This window comes from Thermolongibacillus altinsuensis, from assembly GCF_004341205.1.
In the GTDB taxonomy this organism is placed as follows: Bacteria; Bacillota; Bacilli; order Bacillales; family Anoxybacillaceae; genus Thermolongibacillus; species Thermolongibacillus altinsuensis.
Window position 1 is genome coordinate 1 of the sequence record NZ_SLUL01000001.1, and the last position, 17156, is coordinate 17156.

At 45.4% G+C, this 17156-nt stretch carries 14 protein-coding genes; 12 read left to right on the plus strand and 2 right to left on the minus strand.

Annotated features, from left to right (window positions below; all coding sequences use genetic code 11):
• Positions 1-92 precede the first annotated feature (92 nt).
• Positions 93-347, minus strand: a complete 255-nt coding sequence (locus tag EDD69_RS00005; RefSeq protein WP_132946927.1) for a DUF2627 domain-containing protein — start codon at positions 345-347, stop codon at positions 93-95.
• 129 nt (positions 348-476) lie between these two features.
• Between EDD69_RS00005 and EDD69_RS00010 the strand changes: the two genes are divergently transcribed.
• The 8 genes from EDD69_RS00010 to EDD69_RS00045 all read left to right on the plus strand — a co-directional run bounded on the left by EDD69_RS00010 (position 477) and on the right by EDD69_RS00045 (position 10615).
• Entirely contained in the window at positions 477-2546 is a 2070-nt protein-coding gene (locus tag EDD69_RS00010; RefSeq protein ID WP_132946928.1) for a sigma 54-interacting transcriptional regulator, read from the plus strand.
• Between the two features lie 130 nt (positions 2547-2676).
• A complete protein-coding gene (yqiS, locus tag EDD69_RS00015) occupies positions 2677-3576 on the plus strand; it encodes a phosphate butyryltransferase (RefSeq protein WP_132946929.1) in 900 nt (299 codons plus the stop codon).
• A gap of 17 nt (positions 3577-3593) precedes the next feature.
• Positions 3594-4697, plus strand: coding sequence for a branched-chain amino acid dehydrogenase (bcd, locus tag EDD69_RS00020; protein WP_132946930.1), 1104 nt, complete (start codon positions 3594-3596; stop codon positions 4695-4697).
• 54 nt (positions 4698-4751) lie between these two features.
• On the plus strand, positions 4752-5861 hold the full coding sequence (buk, locus tag EDD69_RS00025) for a butyrate kinase (protein ID WP_132946931.1): 1110 nt from the start codon (positions 4752-4754) through the stop codon (positions 5859-5861).
• Positions 5862-5876: 15 nt separating this feature from the next.
• The gene (gene lpdA / locus EDD69_RS00030; protein ID WP_132946932.1) at positions 5877-7298 is read left to right on the plus strand and encodes a dihydrolipoyl dehydrogenase; all 1422 of its coding nucleotides are present in this window, start codon (positions 5877-5879) and stop codon (positions 7296-7298) included.
• A gap of 14 nt (positions 7299-7312) precedes the next feature.
• On the plus strand, positions 7313-8305 hold the full coding sequence (locus tag EDD69_RS00035; protein ID WP_132946933.1) for a thiamine pyrophosphate-dependent dehydrogenase E1 component subunit alpha: 993 nt from the start codon (positions 7313-7315) through the stop codon (positions 8303-8305).
• Between the two features lie 12 nt (positions 8306-8317).
• Entirely contained in the window at positions 8318-9301 is a 984-nt protein-coding gene (locus tag EDD69_RS00040; protein WP_132946934.1) for an alpha-ketoacid dehydrogenase subunit beta, read from the plus strand.
• 12 nt (positions 9302-9313) lie between these two features.
• Positions 9314-10615 (plus strand): dihydrolipoamide acetyltransferase family protein, encoded by a 1302-nt coding sequence (locus EDD69_RS00045; protein WP_132946935.1) that lies wholly within the window; start codon positions 9314-9316, stop codon positions 10613-10615.
• Positions 10616-10711: 96 nt separating this feature from the next.
• Here the strand turns inward: EDD69_RS00045 and EDD69_RS15155 are convergent, their stop codons facing one another.
• Positions 10712-10888 carry a hypothetical protein gene (locus EDD69_RS15155; protein WP_165871689.1) on the minus strand — a complete coding sequence of 59 codons (177 nt, stop codon included), beginning with the start codon at positions 10886-10888 and terminating at the stop codon, positions 10712-10714.
• A gap of 209 nt (positions 10889-11097) precedes the next feature.
• On the opposite strand from EDD69_RS15155, the gene EDD69_RS00050 reads away from it, so the two are divergent.
• From EDD69_RS00050 to meaB, 4 genes are all read left to right on the plus strand, one after another.
• A complete protein-coding gene (locus EDD69_RS00050; RefSeq protein WP_132946936.1) occupies positions 11098-11475 on the plus strand; it encodes a MaoC family dehydratase in 378 nt (125 codons plus the stop codon).
• Positions 11476-11729: 254 nt separating this feature from the next.
• Entirely contained in the window at positions 11730-13778 is a 2049-nt protein-coding gene (locus EDD69_RS00055) for a methylmalonyl-CoA mutase family protein (RefSeq protein ID WP_132946937.1), read from the plus strand.
• A complete protein-coding gene (scpA, locus tag EDD69_RS00060) occupies positions 13771-15975 on the plus strand; it encodes a methylmalonyl-CoA mutase (RefSeq protein ID WP_132946938.1) in 2205 nt (734 codons plus the stop codon). The genes EDD69_RS00055 and scpA overlap by 8 nt, the downstream gene beginning before the upstream one ends.
• Positions 15968-17071, plus strand: a complete 1104-nt coding sequence (gene meaB / locus EDD69_RS00065; RefSeq protein WP_132946939.1) for a methylmalonyl Co-A mutase-associated GTPase MeaB — start codon at positions 15968-15970, stop codon at positions 17069-17071. The genes scpA and meaB overlap by 8 nt, the downstream gene beginning before the upstream one ends.
• Positions 17072-17156: the final 85 nt, after the last annotated feature.

Genomic DNA, 17156 nt, shown 5'->3' on the forward strand with positions numbered 1-17156 from the left:
GCTTTTGTATTTTGCATTTGATTTATCCAAAAAAATCCCTCCTGTATAGCAGTGTGTCCTTTTTCTACACTGTCTACACAAGAGGGATAATATCATTCCGACTCGGAGCGCTTCTTTTTTTGGAAACGAGGTTGCACTTTATTTCGTTTGCGGTCGCGATGCAATATAAATCCGCCAATGAACGCTAGACCAACGATAAAAAATAAAAGTCCAGCCAAAAATTGCACGAAAAGAGAAGGGAGCGGGGGATGTAAAATTCCGAAAACGGTATCTCTCATCCATTTGATTCCGAGTGCCGCTAAAAAGCCAGGAATGAGTAAAATGATTAAGGCAATCATTCGCTGCATAAGAAAAATCCTTTCCGAAGTTTCTGATTCCATCATAAATGTTTTCAACTATTTGTCAAGAAGAGAAAAGAACGCTATGATGAAATTGTCTGCAAAAAATTGCAAACAAATGGGTGATGGTGAGAAACGATGAAAAAAGTGTTGATTGTTGGCGCTGGAAAAGGCGGCAGTGCATTATTAAAAATGTTTCACGAAACAAAATTAATGGAAGTAGTGGCGATCATCGATCAAAATGATCAAGCACCGGGACTGGAGTTAGCTCGTTCGATGCATATTATGACGGGAAACGATTGGCGTTCTTTTTTAACAGACGATATTGACATTGTCGTTGAGGCAACAGGAGATAGTCGCGTGTTTTCTGAATTGCGTCAAGCATGTTCAGATCATACGGTTGTCATTCCTGGTTCGATTGCTTATATTATCGCTCAATTAGTAGAAGAAAAAGAACAGTTAATTACGACCTTAAAGAACGAAACGACGAAACACGATTTAATTTTTAACTCGACGCACGACGGAATGATCGTGATTGATGAAAATGGCTATATTACCCATATGAATCCAAGTGCAGAAAAAATGATAGAGAAAACAAAAAAGCAAGCGTTAGGAAAACATATTTTAGACATCATCCCATCAAGCGGGCTTCCGCGTGTGTTAAAAACGAAAGCGGTTGAACTCCATCAAGAATTAAAATTAGAAAACGGACGAAAAATTATTACGACACGAATTCCGCTCATCGATGAAACAGGAAAATCATTTGGAGCGTTTGCGGTATTTAAAGATATTACAGAAGTCGTTCAATTGGCGGAAGAAGTAACAAATTTAAAAGAAATTCGGACGATGCTGGAGGCGATTATTCATTCTTCGGAAGAGGCGATTTCCGTCGTTGATGAACATGGGAAGGGAATTTTAATTAACCCGGCTTATACAAAGCTAACGGGCCTTTCCGAAGAACAAGTCATTGGGAAACCCGCAACGGCTGACATTTCCGAAGGGGAAAGCATGCATATGAAAGTGCTAAAAACGCGCCGTCCTGTGCGCGGTGCGCGCATGAAAGTTGGACCGAAGAAGCGTGAAGTGGTGGTTAATGTCGCTCCGATTATCGTCGATGGCGTGTTGAAAGGAAGCGTTGGTGTCATTCACGATGTATCGGAAATTCAACGGTTGACAGCGGAATTGGATCGCGCCCGACAAATTATTCGAACATTGGAGGCGAAATATTCATTTGATGATATTATCGGCACATCAGAAGAAATGATGATTGCGATTGAACAAGCGAAATTAGCCGCCAAAACGCCAGCAACCATTTTGCTGCGCGGAGAGTCCGGGACGGGAAAAGAATTGTTTGCCCATGCGATTCATAATGCGAGCGACCGAAAATATCATAAGTTTATTCGCGTGAACTGTGCAGCCATTTCTGAATCGCTTTTGGAAAGCGAATTGTTTGGCTATGAAGAGGGCGCCTTTTCGGGTGCAAAGCGCGGCGGAAAAAAAGGGTTATTTGAAGAAGCAAACAACGGAAGCATTTTTTTAGATGAAATCGGTGAACTGTCTGCCAACATGCAAGCAAAATTATTGCGCGTTTTGCAAGAACGGGAAATTGTGCGCGTCGGCGGAACGAAGCCGATTCCGATTAATGTTCGCGTCATTGCCGCAACAAATGTTCATTTAGAGAAAGCGATTGCTGATGGCACATTTCGCGAAGATTTGTATTACCGTCTCAATCGCATGCCGATTTATATTCCTCCTCTTCGCGCTCGAAAACAAGATATTCCTGCTTTATGCCAGCATTTAATTCAAAAATTGAATCAAGATTATGGACGAAACGTCGAAGGAATTACGGATGAAGCGCTTGCGTATTTGCTTTCTTACGATTGGCCAGGGAACGTTCGCGAGCTTGAAAATGTGCTTGGCCGAGCCATGATTTTTATGAAATACAATGAAGTGAAAATTGATCGAAAACATATCCCAATGTTACATGACGAAAAAGAACGAAACGTTCCATCTGCATCAATTGCGTTAAAAGAAGAGAACAAAACGTTAGCAGAAATGCTTGATCAGTACGAAGCGTCCGTTATTGAAAGCGTTTTAAAGGAGTGTAATGGAAATAAAACAGCAACGGCAAAAAAATTAGGCATTTCGATTCGCAATTTATACTATAAACTCGAAAAATATGGACTTGATAAAAATAGCATGCAATAATCTTCATAGTATGCAAAAACATGCAGACAAAAACAGTGGAAAATAAAGCGTTTTCAATACAAAAAAAGTTGGCATGGTTTTTGCATAAATAAAGGGTGAACGTAAAAAACAAAGGGGTTGAATGCATGAAATGAAGCTGGAATCGTTGATTACCAAAGCAACCCAACTTGCCGAAGCAACTGTTGCGGTGGCAGCGGCGGAAGATTCAGAAGTCATCAAGGCGGTTATTCAAGCGTTACAATCTGGATTCGGTCAGTTTTTGTTATATGGCGACGAACCAAAGATTTATGATCTTTTAGGCGAATATGTTCACTACGTCGAAAGCGGAAACATCCGCATTATTCATGCTGATTCGAAAGCGGAGGCAGCAGAACTTGCGGTTCGCGCTGTTCATGGAAATGAAGCGAATGTGCTGATGAAAGGAAATGTGCCGACCGCTACGATTTTAAAAGCGGTTCTTCATAAAGAATATGGTTTGCGAACAGGGAATGTATTGTCCCATGTCGCCGTTTTTGAAGTTCCAAATTATGATCGCTATATCATTGTGACAGATGCGGCGATGAATATTGCGCCTGACTTACAGCAAAAAGCTGAGATTGTTGCGAATGCTGTAAAAGTGGCGAAAGCAATCGGCATCGAGAAGCCGAAGGTCGCACCGCTTGCGGCGGTGGAAGTCGTCAATCCGGCGATGCCGGCAACGATTGATGCGGCCGCATTATCGCTGATGAGTCAGCGGGGACAGTTGACTGATTGCATTGTCGATGGTCCGTTAGCGCTTGACAATGCAGTGTCCATCGAATCCGCTCAACATAAAGGGATTCGAAGTGAGGTTGCAGGGCGAGCCGATATTTTGCTCGTGCCAAATATTGAAACAGGAAATGTGTTATACAAATCGCTTGTTTATTTCGCGAATGCTAAAGTTGGCGCCATCATTGCAGGCGCAAAGGCACCGATTGTTTTGACATCACGAGCTGATTCTGCAGAGAGTAAACTATACTCTTTAGCATTAGCCATTTGTGCAACAAATTAATTCGAGGGGGAATATACATGGAAATTTTCAAATACATGGAGCAATACGATTATGAGCAATTAGTATTTTGCCAAGATAAAGAGTCAGGATTAAAAGCCATTATTGCGATTCACGATACAACGCTTGGGCCTGCTTTAGGCGGTACACGCATGTGGATGTATGAATCCGAAGAGGCAGCGATTGAAGATGCTCTTCGCCTTGCGCGCGGGATGACGTACAAAAACGCAGCGGCTGGATTGAACCTTGGCGGCGGAAAAGCCGTGATCATCGGTGATCCGCGCAAAGATAAAAACGAAGCGATGTTTAGAGCGTTCGGCCGCTTTATTCAAGGATTAAACGGAAGATATATCACAGCGGAAGACGTTGGTACAACCGTTGCGGACATGGACATTATTTATGAAGAAACCGATTATGTGACAGGCATTTCGCCGGCGTTCGGTTCATCAGGAAACCCTTCTCCTGTTACCGCTTACGGTGTGTATCGCGGCATGAAGGCAGCGGCGAAAGAAGCGTTTGGCAGCGATTCATTAGAAGGAAAAGTGATCGCGGTGCAAGGCGTTGGAAACGTTGCGTACAACTTATGCCGCCACCTTCACGAAGAAGGAGCGAAATTAATTGTTACGGACATTAATAAAGAAGCGGTCCAACGCGCGGTTGAAGAATTTGGCGCAAAAGCGGTCGATCCGAACGACATTTACGAAGTTGAATGCGATATTTTTGCACCATGTGCGCTTGGCGGAATCATCAATGACGAAACGATTCCAAAATTAAAAGCAAAAGTGATTGCCGGTGCGGCAAATAACCAATTAAAAGAGGCAAGACACGGTGACATGATTCATGAATTAGGCATCGTTTATGCACCGGATTATGTTATCAACGCAGGGGGAGTTATTAACGTCGCTGACGAGTTATACGGTTATAACCGTGAACGTGCGATGAAAAAAGTAGAGCAAATCTACAACAACATTGAAAAAGTATTTGAAATTGCTAAACGCGATAACATCCCGACTTACAAAGCGGCAGACCGTTTGGCAGAGGAACGCATTGAAAAAATGCGCAAATCACGCAGCCAATTTTTACAAAACGGCCAACATATTTTAAGCCGCCGTCGCAGTCGTTAAATGGTTTCGGAAGCGGATCTTCCGCTTCCGAGCGATCAAAGGAGGTTTTACACGTTGCACGAACGATCATTTCGCATCCTTGTTATTAATCCTGGATCAACCTCAACCAAAATTGGCGTGTTTGACGATGAGCGTCCAATATTAGAAACGACGATTCGTCATGACACAGAAGTATTGCAAACATACAAATCGATTATCGATCAATATGAATTTCGAAAACAAACGATTTTGGAAGCGCTTGATAAGGAAGGGATTAACATTTCCAAATTAAGTGCGGTATGCGGACGAGGTGGATTATTGCGTCCGATTGAAGGGGGCACGTACGCCGTCAATGAAGAAATGTTAAAAGATTTACGACTCGGTTATTCAGGACAACACGCTTCCAATTTAGGGGGCATTTTAGCTTATGAAATCGCATCGGCGTTAAATATTCCGGCGTTTATTGTCGACCCTGTTGTCGTTGATGAATTGGAGCCGATTGCTAGAATTTCGGGATTTCCTCTGATTGAAAGACGCAGCATTTTTCATGCGCTCAATCAAAAAGCAGTCGCTCGCCGCGTAGCGAAACAAATGGGCAAAAAATATGAAGAAGTCAACTTCATTGTCGCGCATATGGGCGGTGGAATTACGGTCGGTGCCCATAAGCAAGGGCGTGTGGTTGATGTGAATAACGGATTAGACGGAGAAGGGCCGTTTAGCCCAGAACGTGCAGGAACCGTTCCGGCGGGAGATCTCGTTTCGCTATGTTTTTCCGGCGAGTATTACCGTGAAGAAATTATGAAAATGCTCGTCGGCCGCGGCGGATTAGTCGGTTATTTAGGCACAAACGATGCGGTGAAAGTTGAAAAAATGATCGCTGCTGGCGATGAAAAAGCAAAGCTCGTTTACAGTGCGATGGCGTACCAAGTTGCAAAAGAAATCGGGGCGGCAAGCGCCGTGCTCGCCGGTCGAGTCGATGCGATTATTTTAACGGGCGGCTTAGCCTATGGAAAAGAATTTGTGAAAGAAATTGCGGATCGCGTTCAATGGATTGCCGATGTGATCGTGCAGCCAGGCGAGAATGAATTGCAAGCGCTTGCTGAAGGAGCGTTGCGTGTTTTACGCGGTGAGGAAGAAGCAAAAGAATATCCGGGAAATGTGGTCAAAACAACCGTTTGGAAATAGAGAGGAATGAGGACGATGGCAAAAGAGTATGATCTTGTCATATTAGGTGGCGGCACAGGCGGATATGTGGCGGCGATTCGTGCGGCTCAACTCGGATTAAAAACGGCTGTTGTCGAAAAAGGAAAGCTTGGCGGAACGTGCTTGCATGCGGGATGCATTCCGAGCAAAGCGTTGCTTCGCAGCGCGGAAGTATATGCGCAAACGAAACAAGGCGAAGCGTTCGGGGTGCTTGCAAGCGATGTTCGTCTTGATTTTGTGAAAGTGCAAGCGCGCAAACAACAAATTATCGATCAATTGCATAAAGGCATTCAAATGTTGATGAAAAAAGGTAAAATCGATGTTTATGAAGGAACGGGACGCATTTTAGGACCATCAATTTTCTCGCCGATGCCGGGAACGGTTTCCGTTGAGATGAACGATGGTTCGGAAAACGAAATGCTCATTCCGAAAAACGTGATCATCGCGACAGGATCGCGTCCGCGCACGTTACCGGGTTTAGCGATTGACGGTCAGTACGTATTAACATCCGATGAAGCGTTGCAACTAGAAAGCTTGCCAGCTTCAATCATCATTGTCGGCGGCGGCGTGATCGGCATTGAATGGGCATCGATGCTTCATGATTTCGGTGTGAATGTCACCGTCATTGAGTATGCGGATCGCATTTTGCCGACAGAAGATCGCGACATTTCTAAAGAAATGGAACGGCTTTTAAAAAAGCGCGGCATTCGCATCGTCACAAGCGCAAAAGTGTTGCCTGAAACGTTACAAATTGAAAACGGTATCACAATTCAAGCCGATTGCGGCGGGAAAGTCGAGACGTTCTTCGCTGAAAAAATGCTCGTTTCGGTCGGACGACAAGCAAACATTGAAGGAATTGGACTTGAAAATACGGACATTGTCGTGGAAAAAGGATTTATTCAAACGAACGAATTTTATCAAACGAAAGAAAAGCATATTTATGCGATCGGCGATGTGATTGGCGGATTGCAGTTAGCGCATGTTGCTTCTCATGAAGGAATCATTGCCGTTGAGCATATCGCAGGAAAAAATCCGCTTCCGCTTGATTACACAATGGTATCAAAATGCATTTACAGCCGTCCGGAAGCGGCAAGTGTCGGTTTGACGGAGGAAGAGGCGAAAGCGAAAGGGTATGACGTTAAAGTAGGCAAATTTCCGTTTAAAGCGATTGGAAAGGCGCTCGTTTATGGTGAAGCAGAAGGTTTTGTGAAACTCATCGCTGATGCCAAAACCGACGATTTGCTTGGTGTGCATATGATTGGTCCGCATGTGACCGATATGATTTCAGAAGCGGGATTAGCGCGCGTGCTCGACGCGACACCATGGGAGATCGCTCACACAATTCATCCGCATCCGACGCTTTCGGAAGCCATCGCGGAAGCTGCGCTCGCGCTTGATGGAAAAGCGATTCACATTTAAAAGGAGGAATTTTTATGGCGGAAAATCGTCATCACGCGTTAGGATTAAGCGACGAAACCGTTTTGCAAATGTATGAAACGATGTTGTTAGCACGAAAGATTGATGAGCGGATGTGGCTATTAAACCGATCTGGAAAAATTCCGTTTGTCATTTCGTGCCAAGGACAAGAAGCGGCTCAAGTCGGTGCTGCATTTGCGCTTGACCGCACAAAAGACTACGTTTTGCCTTACTACCGTGATATGGGAGTTGTGCTGACGTTTGGAATGACGGCGAGAGAATTAATGCTTTCGGCATTTGCGAAAGCGGAAGATCCAAATTCCGGCGGCCGTCAAATGCCAGGTCACTTCGGGAAAAAGAAAAATCGCATCGTGACGGGTTCATCTCCAGTAACGACGCAAGTGCCGCATGCGGTCGGCATTGCGTTTGCTGGAAAGATGGAGAAAAAAGACTTTGTTGCGTTCGTAACGTTTGGAGAAGGTTCTTCCAACCAAGGCGATTTCCATGAAGGAGCGAACTTTGCAGGCGTTCATAAATTGCCGGTCATCTTCATGTGCGAAAACAATAAATACGCCATCTCCGTTCCGATCCAAAAACAGTTGGCGTGCGAAAAAGTATCGGATCGCGCGATCGGTTACGGCATGCCGGGTTATACGGTCGATGGAAACGATCCGCTTGAAGTGTATCGCGTTGTGAAAGAAGCCGCTGATCGTGCTCGCCGCGGCGAAGGTCCGACGTTAATTGAAGCGGTATGCTATCGCTTAACGCCGCATTCTTCGGATGATGATGATCGCACATACCGCAATCCAGAAGAAGTGGAAGAAGCGAAAAAGAAAGATCCGATTCATACGTTTGGGTTGTATTTAAAAGAAGTGGGCGTATTAACAGAGGAAAAAGAAAAAGAGATTCTCGATCGTGTCATGAAAGAAGTGAATGAGGCGACCGACTATGCGGAAAAAGCGCCGTATGCGGAGCCTGAACATGCATTACGATATGTCTATGCTGAGTAAGGGGGATTGCGTATGCCTGTTATTTCCTATATTGATGCCGTTACGATGGCTCTTCGTGAAGAAATGGAACGTGATGAGCGCGTCTTTATTTTAGGAGAAGACGTTGGAAAGCGCGGCGGCGTGTTTCGCGCGACAAACGGTTTATATGAACAGTTTGGCGAGCAGCGCGTCATCGATACGCCGCTAGCGGAATCGGCGATCGTCGGAGTGGCGATTGGAGCAGCGATGTATGGGATGCGTCCGGTTGCCGAAATTCAGTTTGCTGACTTTATTATGCCCGCGGTGAACCAAATTATTTCAGAAGCGGCGCGCATTCGTTATCGTTCGAACAACGATTGGAACTGTCCGCTTGTCATTCGTGCGCCATATGGGGGAGGCGTTCACGGTGCGCTCTATCATTCCCAATCGGTTGAAGCGATTTTTGCGAACCAGCCAGGATTAAAAATTGTCATGCCGTCCACTCCTTATGATGTGAAAGGATTGTTAAAAGCGGCGATTCGCGATGAAGATCCCGTTCTTTTCTTTGAACATAAACGAGCTTACCGCTTGATTAAAGGCGAAGTGCCGGAAGATGATTACGTATTGCCAATCGGAAAAGCGGATGTGAAACGTGAAGGGGAAGATATTACGGTTATTACGTACGGATTATGCGTTCATTTTGCGCTGCAAGCGGCAGAAAAATTGGCTCAAGACGGCATTTCGGCGCACATTTTAGACTTGCGCACGGTCTATCCGCTTGACAAAGAAGCGATCATTGAAGCAGCAAGCAAAACAGGAAAAGTGCTTCTTGTAACCGAAGACAACAAAGAAGGAAGCGTGATGAGCGAAGTGGCTGCAATTATCGCGGAACATTGCTTGTTTGATTTAGATGCGCCGATTATGCGTCTAGCCGGTCCAGACGTACCAGCGATGCCATATGCGCCGACGATGGAAAAATTCTTTATGGTCAATCCGGATAAAGTTGAAAAGGCGATGCGCGAGCTGGCGCAGTTTTAAGGAGGGGTCACGATGGCGATTGAAAAAATTACGATGCCGCAGCTCGGCGAAAGCGTAACGGAAGGAACGATCAGCCAATGGCTTGTGTCCGTTGGCGATCGCGTCAATAAATACGATCCGCTCGCGGAGGTCATGACCGATAAAGTCAATGCTGAAATTCCGTCTTCGTTTACAGGCGTCATTAAAGAATTAATCGCAAAAGAAGGCGAAACATTACCAGTTGGCGCGGTCATTTGTACGATTGAAGTGGAAGGAGAAGACGGAGCGGCCCAAGAAGCGGAAACAAAACAAGAAGAAGCGCCAAAAGCGGAAACAGCACAAGCCGCTCCACCACCGAAAAAAGGAGCAAAAGGCCGCTACTCACCAGCCGTTCTTCGCTTGGCCCAAGAGTATAACATCGACCTTGAGCAAGTACAAGGAACGGGAATGGGCGGCCGCATTACGCGTAAAGATCTTTTGAAGTTAATTGAATCTGGCAATATTCCAACAGCGGGTCAAAAACCAGCTGCCCAAGCGGCTCCGGTTCAACCGGCGACACCAGTTCAAGAAGCGCCAAAAGCGGAAGAAGAGGCTGCTCCAAAACAACCAGCGGCACCAACCATCCCAGTTCAAGCAGGCGACATTGAAATTCCTGTTACACCTGTACGCAAAGCGATCGCAACGAACATGCTTCGCAGCAAACATGAAGCGCCGCATGCATGGACGATGGTTGAAGTCGATGTCACAAACTTAGTCGCTTACCGCGATTCGATTAAAGACGAATTTAAGAAACGCGAAGGCTTCAATTTAACATACTTTGCATTCTTCGTGAAAGCCGTGGCGCAAGCGTTAAAAGAATTCCCGCAAATGAACTCGATGTGGGCGGGAGACAAAATCGTGCAGAAGAAAGACATCAACATCTCGATTGCGGTTGCGACAGATGACGCGTTATTTGTACCTGTCATTAAACATGCCGATGAAAAGTCAATCAAAGGCATCGCCCGCGAAATTGCCGAGTTAGCCGCAAAAGTGCGCGCAGGCAAACTTCGTCCAGAAGATATGCAAGGCGGCACATTCACGGTCAACAACACCGGTTCCTTCGGCTCTGTGCAATCGATGGGCATTATCAACTATCCGCAAGCGGCGATTTTGCAAGTCGAAGCGATCGTCAAACGCCCGGTTGTCAAAGACGGCATGATCGCCATTCGCGACATGGTGAATCTATGTCTCTCTCTTGACCATCGCGTCCTTGACGGTTTAATTTGCGGACGCTTCCTTGCACGCGTCAAAGAAATTTTAGAAAATATGTCCAAAGACAACACGCCGATTTATTGATAGACGAAAACCACCGCGAAAATCATCGCGGTGGTTTTTTATGGACTTCGATGGAAGTATCAAAATTTAGTGGAGAATCCAACCATACGTTAACTGCTAATAGAGTAAAGGAGGACTTTCTTTTTTTTTATCTATATATGATAAGCTTAATTTTCCGACATAAACAAGCTTTTCTGCCACTTCTCCGAACGAAAACGCCATCAGACAAATGAATTTGTCTGTCATGCGTTTTACGTTCGGAATCGGCATGCTTCTAGCATGCCGGGGCGGCAAGAAAAATCTTGCCGCCTATGGCAGAAAAGCGGTCTTCTATTCATGATGAGATATGTCGGAGACTCAACTTGAATCTTACTACATATTCACAAGCTTCAGCTACTTAGTGGGGGACTATTAAATTTTATGAAAGAAAGCCATTTTAGTATAATATGTTAGAATATAATGAAAATTTAAATATTTAATCCTGAGGAATGGGAGATGATTTTGTGGATATCAAAGCAGGAGACGTATTTACCTGGGAAAGAACGTTTACTGAGGAAGAAACGTTCCAGTTTGCGCAGCTATCGGGAGATAAAGGAAGGCATCATATGGAGCGGGATGAAAAGGGACGTTTCATGGTACACGGCTTATTTACAGCTAGCATTGGCACAAAAATCGGCGGAGATTTGAATTATATTGCGCGAGAAATGAATTTCGAATACATTCGCCCCGTTTTCACAGGCGATACGATTACGTGTGAACTAACCATCACCGAAGTTACACCGATGGAAGGATACAAAAAAGTGGCCATGGAAATTGTCTATCGAAACCAAAATGGGAAGGAAGTTTTAATCGGAACAAGCCGCGGAATCATTAGGGACTGAATGGAAAGGGCTCATTCTCATTGATCGTTTGCTTGGACTGCTCGAAGAAGAACAGTTCTTTTTTATTTTTAAAATTATATGAAAGTGCAAGAAGCTTTCGTTTGTTTTGTTCATTGCTAGAACTATACAGATATACTACAATAAACATATATAGAATATTTTTAAAAATCCGAAAGTAAGCGATTTCTTTTATTTTATTTTGACTAAGGGTACAGGAGAAATGGCTTTCTTAATGCAAAGGGGAGGGAGTATGAATGGAACATATCTCTGCGATGAAAAACCAGTCGTTTCCGCCTCCGACTTATGAAGAGTGGAAGCGAGAAGTAGAGAAATCTTTAAAAGGAAAACCAATTGAAAAGCTTTATTCGACGACTTATGAAAATTTGCGCATAAAACCAATTTATACACGCGAAGATCTCGAATCATTGGAGCATATTGAGCAGTATCCGGGATTTCCTCGTTATGTACGCGGAATTCATGTGAATGGTTACATTCAAGAACCGTGGTTGGTCAGCCAAGAATTGTCAGCTCGTAACGCGAAGGAATGGAATGAAATCGCCAAGCATGATCTAGCAAGAGGGCAAACGGAAATTCATCTTGTGTTGGACAAAATTGGCTTTCCTGTCACGTCACTCAACGATCTAGAAGAGATGTTCTCGGGAATTTCTCTTCAAAACTACTCTCTCCGAGTGGATGCGGGCGAATGCTCTCTTCCGTTTTTGGCATTGTTAGCGGCTTATTTAGAAAAACAGCAAGTTCCGCTCGATGCATTGCGCGGCACAGTCGGCATGGATCCGCTTGCGGCTCTTGTTGAAAAAGGACAGTTATCCACATCTTTAACGACATTGTACGACGTCATGGCAAATATGACCGCATGGGCGAAAGAGCATATGCCGCGTGTCAAAACAATCATCGTTCACAGCGAGCCGTATCATAATGGCGGAGCAAATGCCGTTCAAGAATTGGCGTTTGCGTTTGCCACTGCGGTGGAATATTTGAACGAGTGTCTCAATCGAGGGTTAACGATCGATGAAGCGGCGCAGCGCATCCATTTTTCGTTTGCGATCGGTTCGAATTTCTTTATGGAAATTGCGAAGCTTCGTGCGGCTCGTCTCGTTTGGGCCAATATTGTTCAAGCGTTTGGCGGCAATGAAAAGTCGCAAAAAATGGCCATTCATGCGCGCACGTCCTATTTTACAAAAACGGTATATGATCCATATGTGAATATGCTTCGGGCGACAACAGAAGCGTTTGCGGCAACGGTGGGCGGAGCGAACAGTTTGCATGTTTCTCCGTTTGATGAACCGATTCGTCTAGCTGATGAATTTTCGCGTAGAATTGCGCGCAACGTTCAGCTCATTTTAAAAGAGGAAGCGCATATCGATAAAGTCATTGACCCAGCTGGAGGTTCGTATTACGTCGAGTCGCTCACTGCTCAATTAGCGGAAGAAGCATGGAAGCTGTTTCAACAAATCGAAGCAAAAGGCGGCATGACCAAAGCGCTTGAAGAAGGATTTGTTCAAGCAGAGGTGGAAAAAGTCGCCGAGCTGCGTAAGAACAATGTGAAAACGCGCAAAGAAAAAATTGTCGGCACAAACTTCTATGCAAATTTGGCAGAGCCACCTGTACAAAGAACAGAAGAAAAGAAACAGGTTAAGGCATCTTTTGAAGAATCAATCAATGAAGAGAATGTGTCACAATTAAAATCTGGATTCAACGAGAAACAATTGATGCAAACAGCCATTGCTTTGGCTGCAAGTCGAGCGACCGCTCAAGAAATGATGAAAGCATTGGAGGAAAGTGGCCCATCTATTCGCATTCAATCCATTAAGCAATGGCGTTTAGCCGAGCCGTTTGAACAATTGCGCCAAGCTTCCGAGGCTCATTTAGAAAAGCACGGCAGCCGTCCGAAAGTGGTTTTAATCAATCTTGGCACCATTCCGAATCATAAAGCGAGAGCCGATTTTATTACCGGTTTTTTTGAAGCCGGCGGTTTTGAAGTGGTGAAAAATGATGGCTATATGTCCGCAGGGGAAGCGATTAAAGGAGCGCTTTCCGTTGAAGGTACGCATTATATCATTTGCGGTTCAGACGAAAGCTACGTCAATACGGTTCCGACGATTGCGGAGGAAATGAAAAAAGCCAATCCGCAGCTGAAACTGTATGTCGCCGGAAAACAAGCTCCTGAAATCGAAGGGACATTTGTCCAAGCAGGGATCGATGGCTTTATTCATATCGGTTCGAATGGTTATGAGACGCTGGCGGAATTTATGAAAGAGATGGGGGTGGCTCTCGATGAGTAGAAAGGTCGATTTTACGAACGTTTCTTTGCAAGTGATGAGCGAAAAAGTAGACGAACAGCAATGGAAGCAAGCGATTGAAGAAAAATTAAAGGCATCGCTGGACGATTTGCTGTTTCAAACGAATGAACAAATTGCGATTAAGCCATTATACACGAAAAAAGATATAGAAGAATTGGATTTTCTTGATTATATGCCGGGCATTCCGCCGTATTTGCGTGGACCTTATCCATCGATGTATGTCAATCGGCCATGGACGATTCGCCAATATGCCGGTTTTTCGACAGCAGAAGAAAGCAACGCCTTTTATCGCCGCAATTTAGCCATGGGGCAAAAAGGTCTTTCGGTTGCCTTTGACCTTGCGACACATCGCGGTTATGACTCCGACCATCCGCGCGTTGTCGGCGATGTGGGAAAAGCAGGGGTAGCCATCGACTCTGTGTTGGACATGAAAATTTTATTTGACGGCATTCCGCTTGATCAAATGTCGGTGTCGATGACGATGAACGGGGCGGTATTGCCGATTATGGCGTTTTATATTGTCACCGCGGAAGAACAAGGAGTCAAGCAAGAGCAATTAACCGGAACGATTCAAAACGATATTTTAAAAGAATACATGGTGCGCAACACGTACATTTATCCGCCGGAAATGTCAATGCGCATCATCGCTGATATTTTTGCGTATACAGCGAAACATATGCCGAAGTTTAACAGCATCAGCATTTCCGGATATCATATGCAAGAAGCGGGAGCGCCTGCTGACCTTGAATTAGCCTACACGCTCGCTGATGGATTAGAGTACGTCCGTACAGGATTAAAGGCTGGAATTGACATTGACTCCTTTGCGCCAAGACTTTCATTTTTCTGGGCGATCGGCATGAATTACTTTATGGAAGTCGCGAAAATGAGAGCGGCGCGCGTCATTTGGGCAAAAATGATGAAAACATTCAACCCGAAAAATCCGAAGTCGCTCGCGTTGCGGACGCATTCGCAAACATCCGGCTGGAGCTTGACGGAGCAAGATCCGTTCAATAACGTGACGCGCACATGCATTGAAGCATTGGCAGCGGCGCTTGGTCATACGCAATCGTTGCATACGAACGCGCTCGATGAAGCGATCGCCTTGCCGACCGATTTTTCTGCGCGCATTGCCCGCAATACACAGCTTTATTTACAAGATGAAACCGGCATTTGTAACGTGATTGATCCTTGGGCTGGATCTTATTATGTCGAAACATTGACGAACGAATTAATGAAGAGAGCGTGGCAGCATATTGAAGAAATCGAAAACCTCGGCGGGATGGCGAAAGCGATTGAAACTGGACTGCCGAAAATGCGCATTGAAGAAGCGGCCGCAAGACGGCAGGCGAGAATTGATTCTGGTGCAGAAACGATTATCGGCGTGAACAAATATCGACCTGAAAAAGAAGTGCCGATCGAAATTTTAGAAGTGGACAATACAGCGGTGCGCATGCGGCAAATCGAACGGTTGAAGCAGTTGCGCGCTTCTCGCGATGAAGAACGCGTACAGCAAACATTAGAAGCGATTACGAAAGCAGCGGAAACAGGGGAAGGCAATTTGCTTGAATTAGCGGTCGAAGCGGCGCGGGCACGCGCAACGTTAGGGGAAATTTCGTATGCGATTGAAAAAGTCGCCAAACGCCATAAAGCGACGATTCGTTCCGTTAGCGGCGTTTACAGCTCGGAATATACAAACGAAGAAGAAATTGAACGCGTGAAGCAAATGACGGATGAATTTTACGAGCTGGAAGGAAGAAGACCGCGCATTTTAGTTGCGAAGATGGGGCAAGATGGACACGACCGCGGAGCGAAAGTGATTGCGACGGCGTTTGCTGATTTAGGATTTGATGTCGACATCGGTCCGTTGTTTCAAACGCCGGAAGAAACCGCGCGGCAGGCGGTGGAAAACGATGTTCATGTCATCGGCATAAGTTCATTGGCGGCTGGTCATAAAACGTTGTTGCCACAATTGATGGAAGAGTTGCGCAAGCTCGGGCGAGAAGACATCGTCGTTGTTGTCGGCGGAGTCATTCCAGCGCAAGATTATGAGTTTTTATACGAACACGGGGCTGCGGCTATTTTTGGTCCGGGAACGATTATTCCCGTTGCCGCCCAAAAAGTGCTTGAAGAAATTTATAAGCGATTAGGTTATGAGGAAGCGGGCGAAAGCGATGAATAAATATGACCGTCCGGAATGGACTCCGGATGAAAACAATGAAGCGTTTGCGACATACGTGCGCAAAGAAGAGCCACTCTCATCCTCCATGAAAAAAAGATGGGTGAAACGAAAAGAGCGTTCCATTTCTGAGTATGTCGAAGGAGTGCTCGCGAGCGACCGGACGATTTTGGCGCAAGCGATCACCCTTGTTGAAAGCAATGCGGAGCGTCATATGGCGATGGCCCAACAGCTTTTGCAACAGCTGTTGCCTCATACGGGAAATTCGCTTCGCATCGGCATTACAGGCGTTCCCGGAGCGGGGAAGAGCACGTTTATTGAGGCGTTTGGCACATTTTTATGCGAACGAGGACATCGTGTGGCGGTGTTGGCGGTTGACCCGAGCAGTTCATTAACGGGCGGAAGCATTCTCGGCGATAAAACGCGCATGGAGCAACTCGCCCGCCATCCGCGCGCGTTTATTCGCCCATCGCCATCGGGCGGAACGCTGGGAGGGGTGCATCGAAAAACGCGGGAGACGATGCTTTTATGCGAGGCAGCAGGCTATGACGTCATTTTGATTGAAACGGTTGGCGTTGGCCAAAGCGAAGGAATGGTGCGCGGAATGGTCGACTTTTTCCTGTTGCTTGCATTAACAGGTGCTGGCGATGAGCTGCAAGGGATGAAAAAAGGAATTATGGAGCTTGTCGATGCGATTGTCATTAATAAAGCGGACGGAGACAATAAAAAGCGCGCTGAATTAGCAAAAGCGGAGTATAATCAAATTTTGCACTATTTACGCCATGCGACAAAAGGATGGAAAACGAAAGCTTATACATGTTCTGCACTGCTCGGAGAAGGAATTGCGGAAATTTGGGATGTGATTCAACAGTTCATGGAAGTCACGAAAAAATCCGGCGTTTTTATGGAAAGACGGCGAATGCAAATGAAAGACTGGCTTTACGCGATGATTAAAGATTACTTGGAAACAAGCTTTTTTGCTCATCCGATCGTCAAGCAGACATTGCCGTCGCTTGAGCGAGAGGTGATGGACGGGAAACAGCCTGTGACGATGGCTGTTCAGCAACTGATTGAACAATATGAACGAGGCGCTCGTTAAGCGTCTCGTTCTTTTTTTAACGAAAAATTGTTTATTATTCTTTGAAAATAAAAATATTTATATTTAAAAAAAATGTTGTATATTT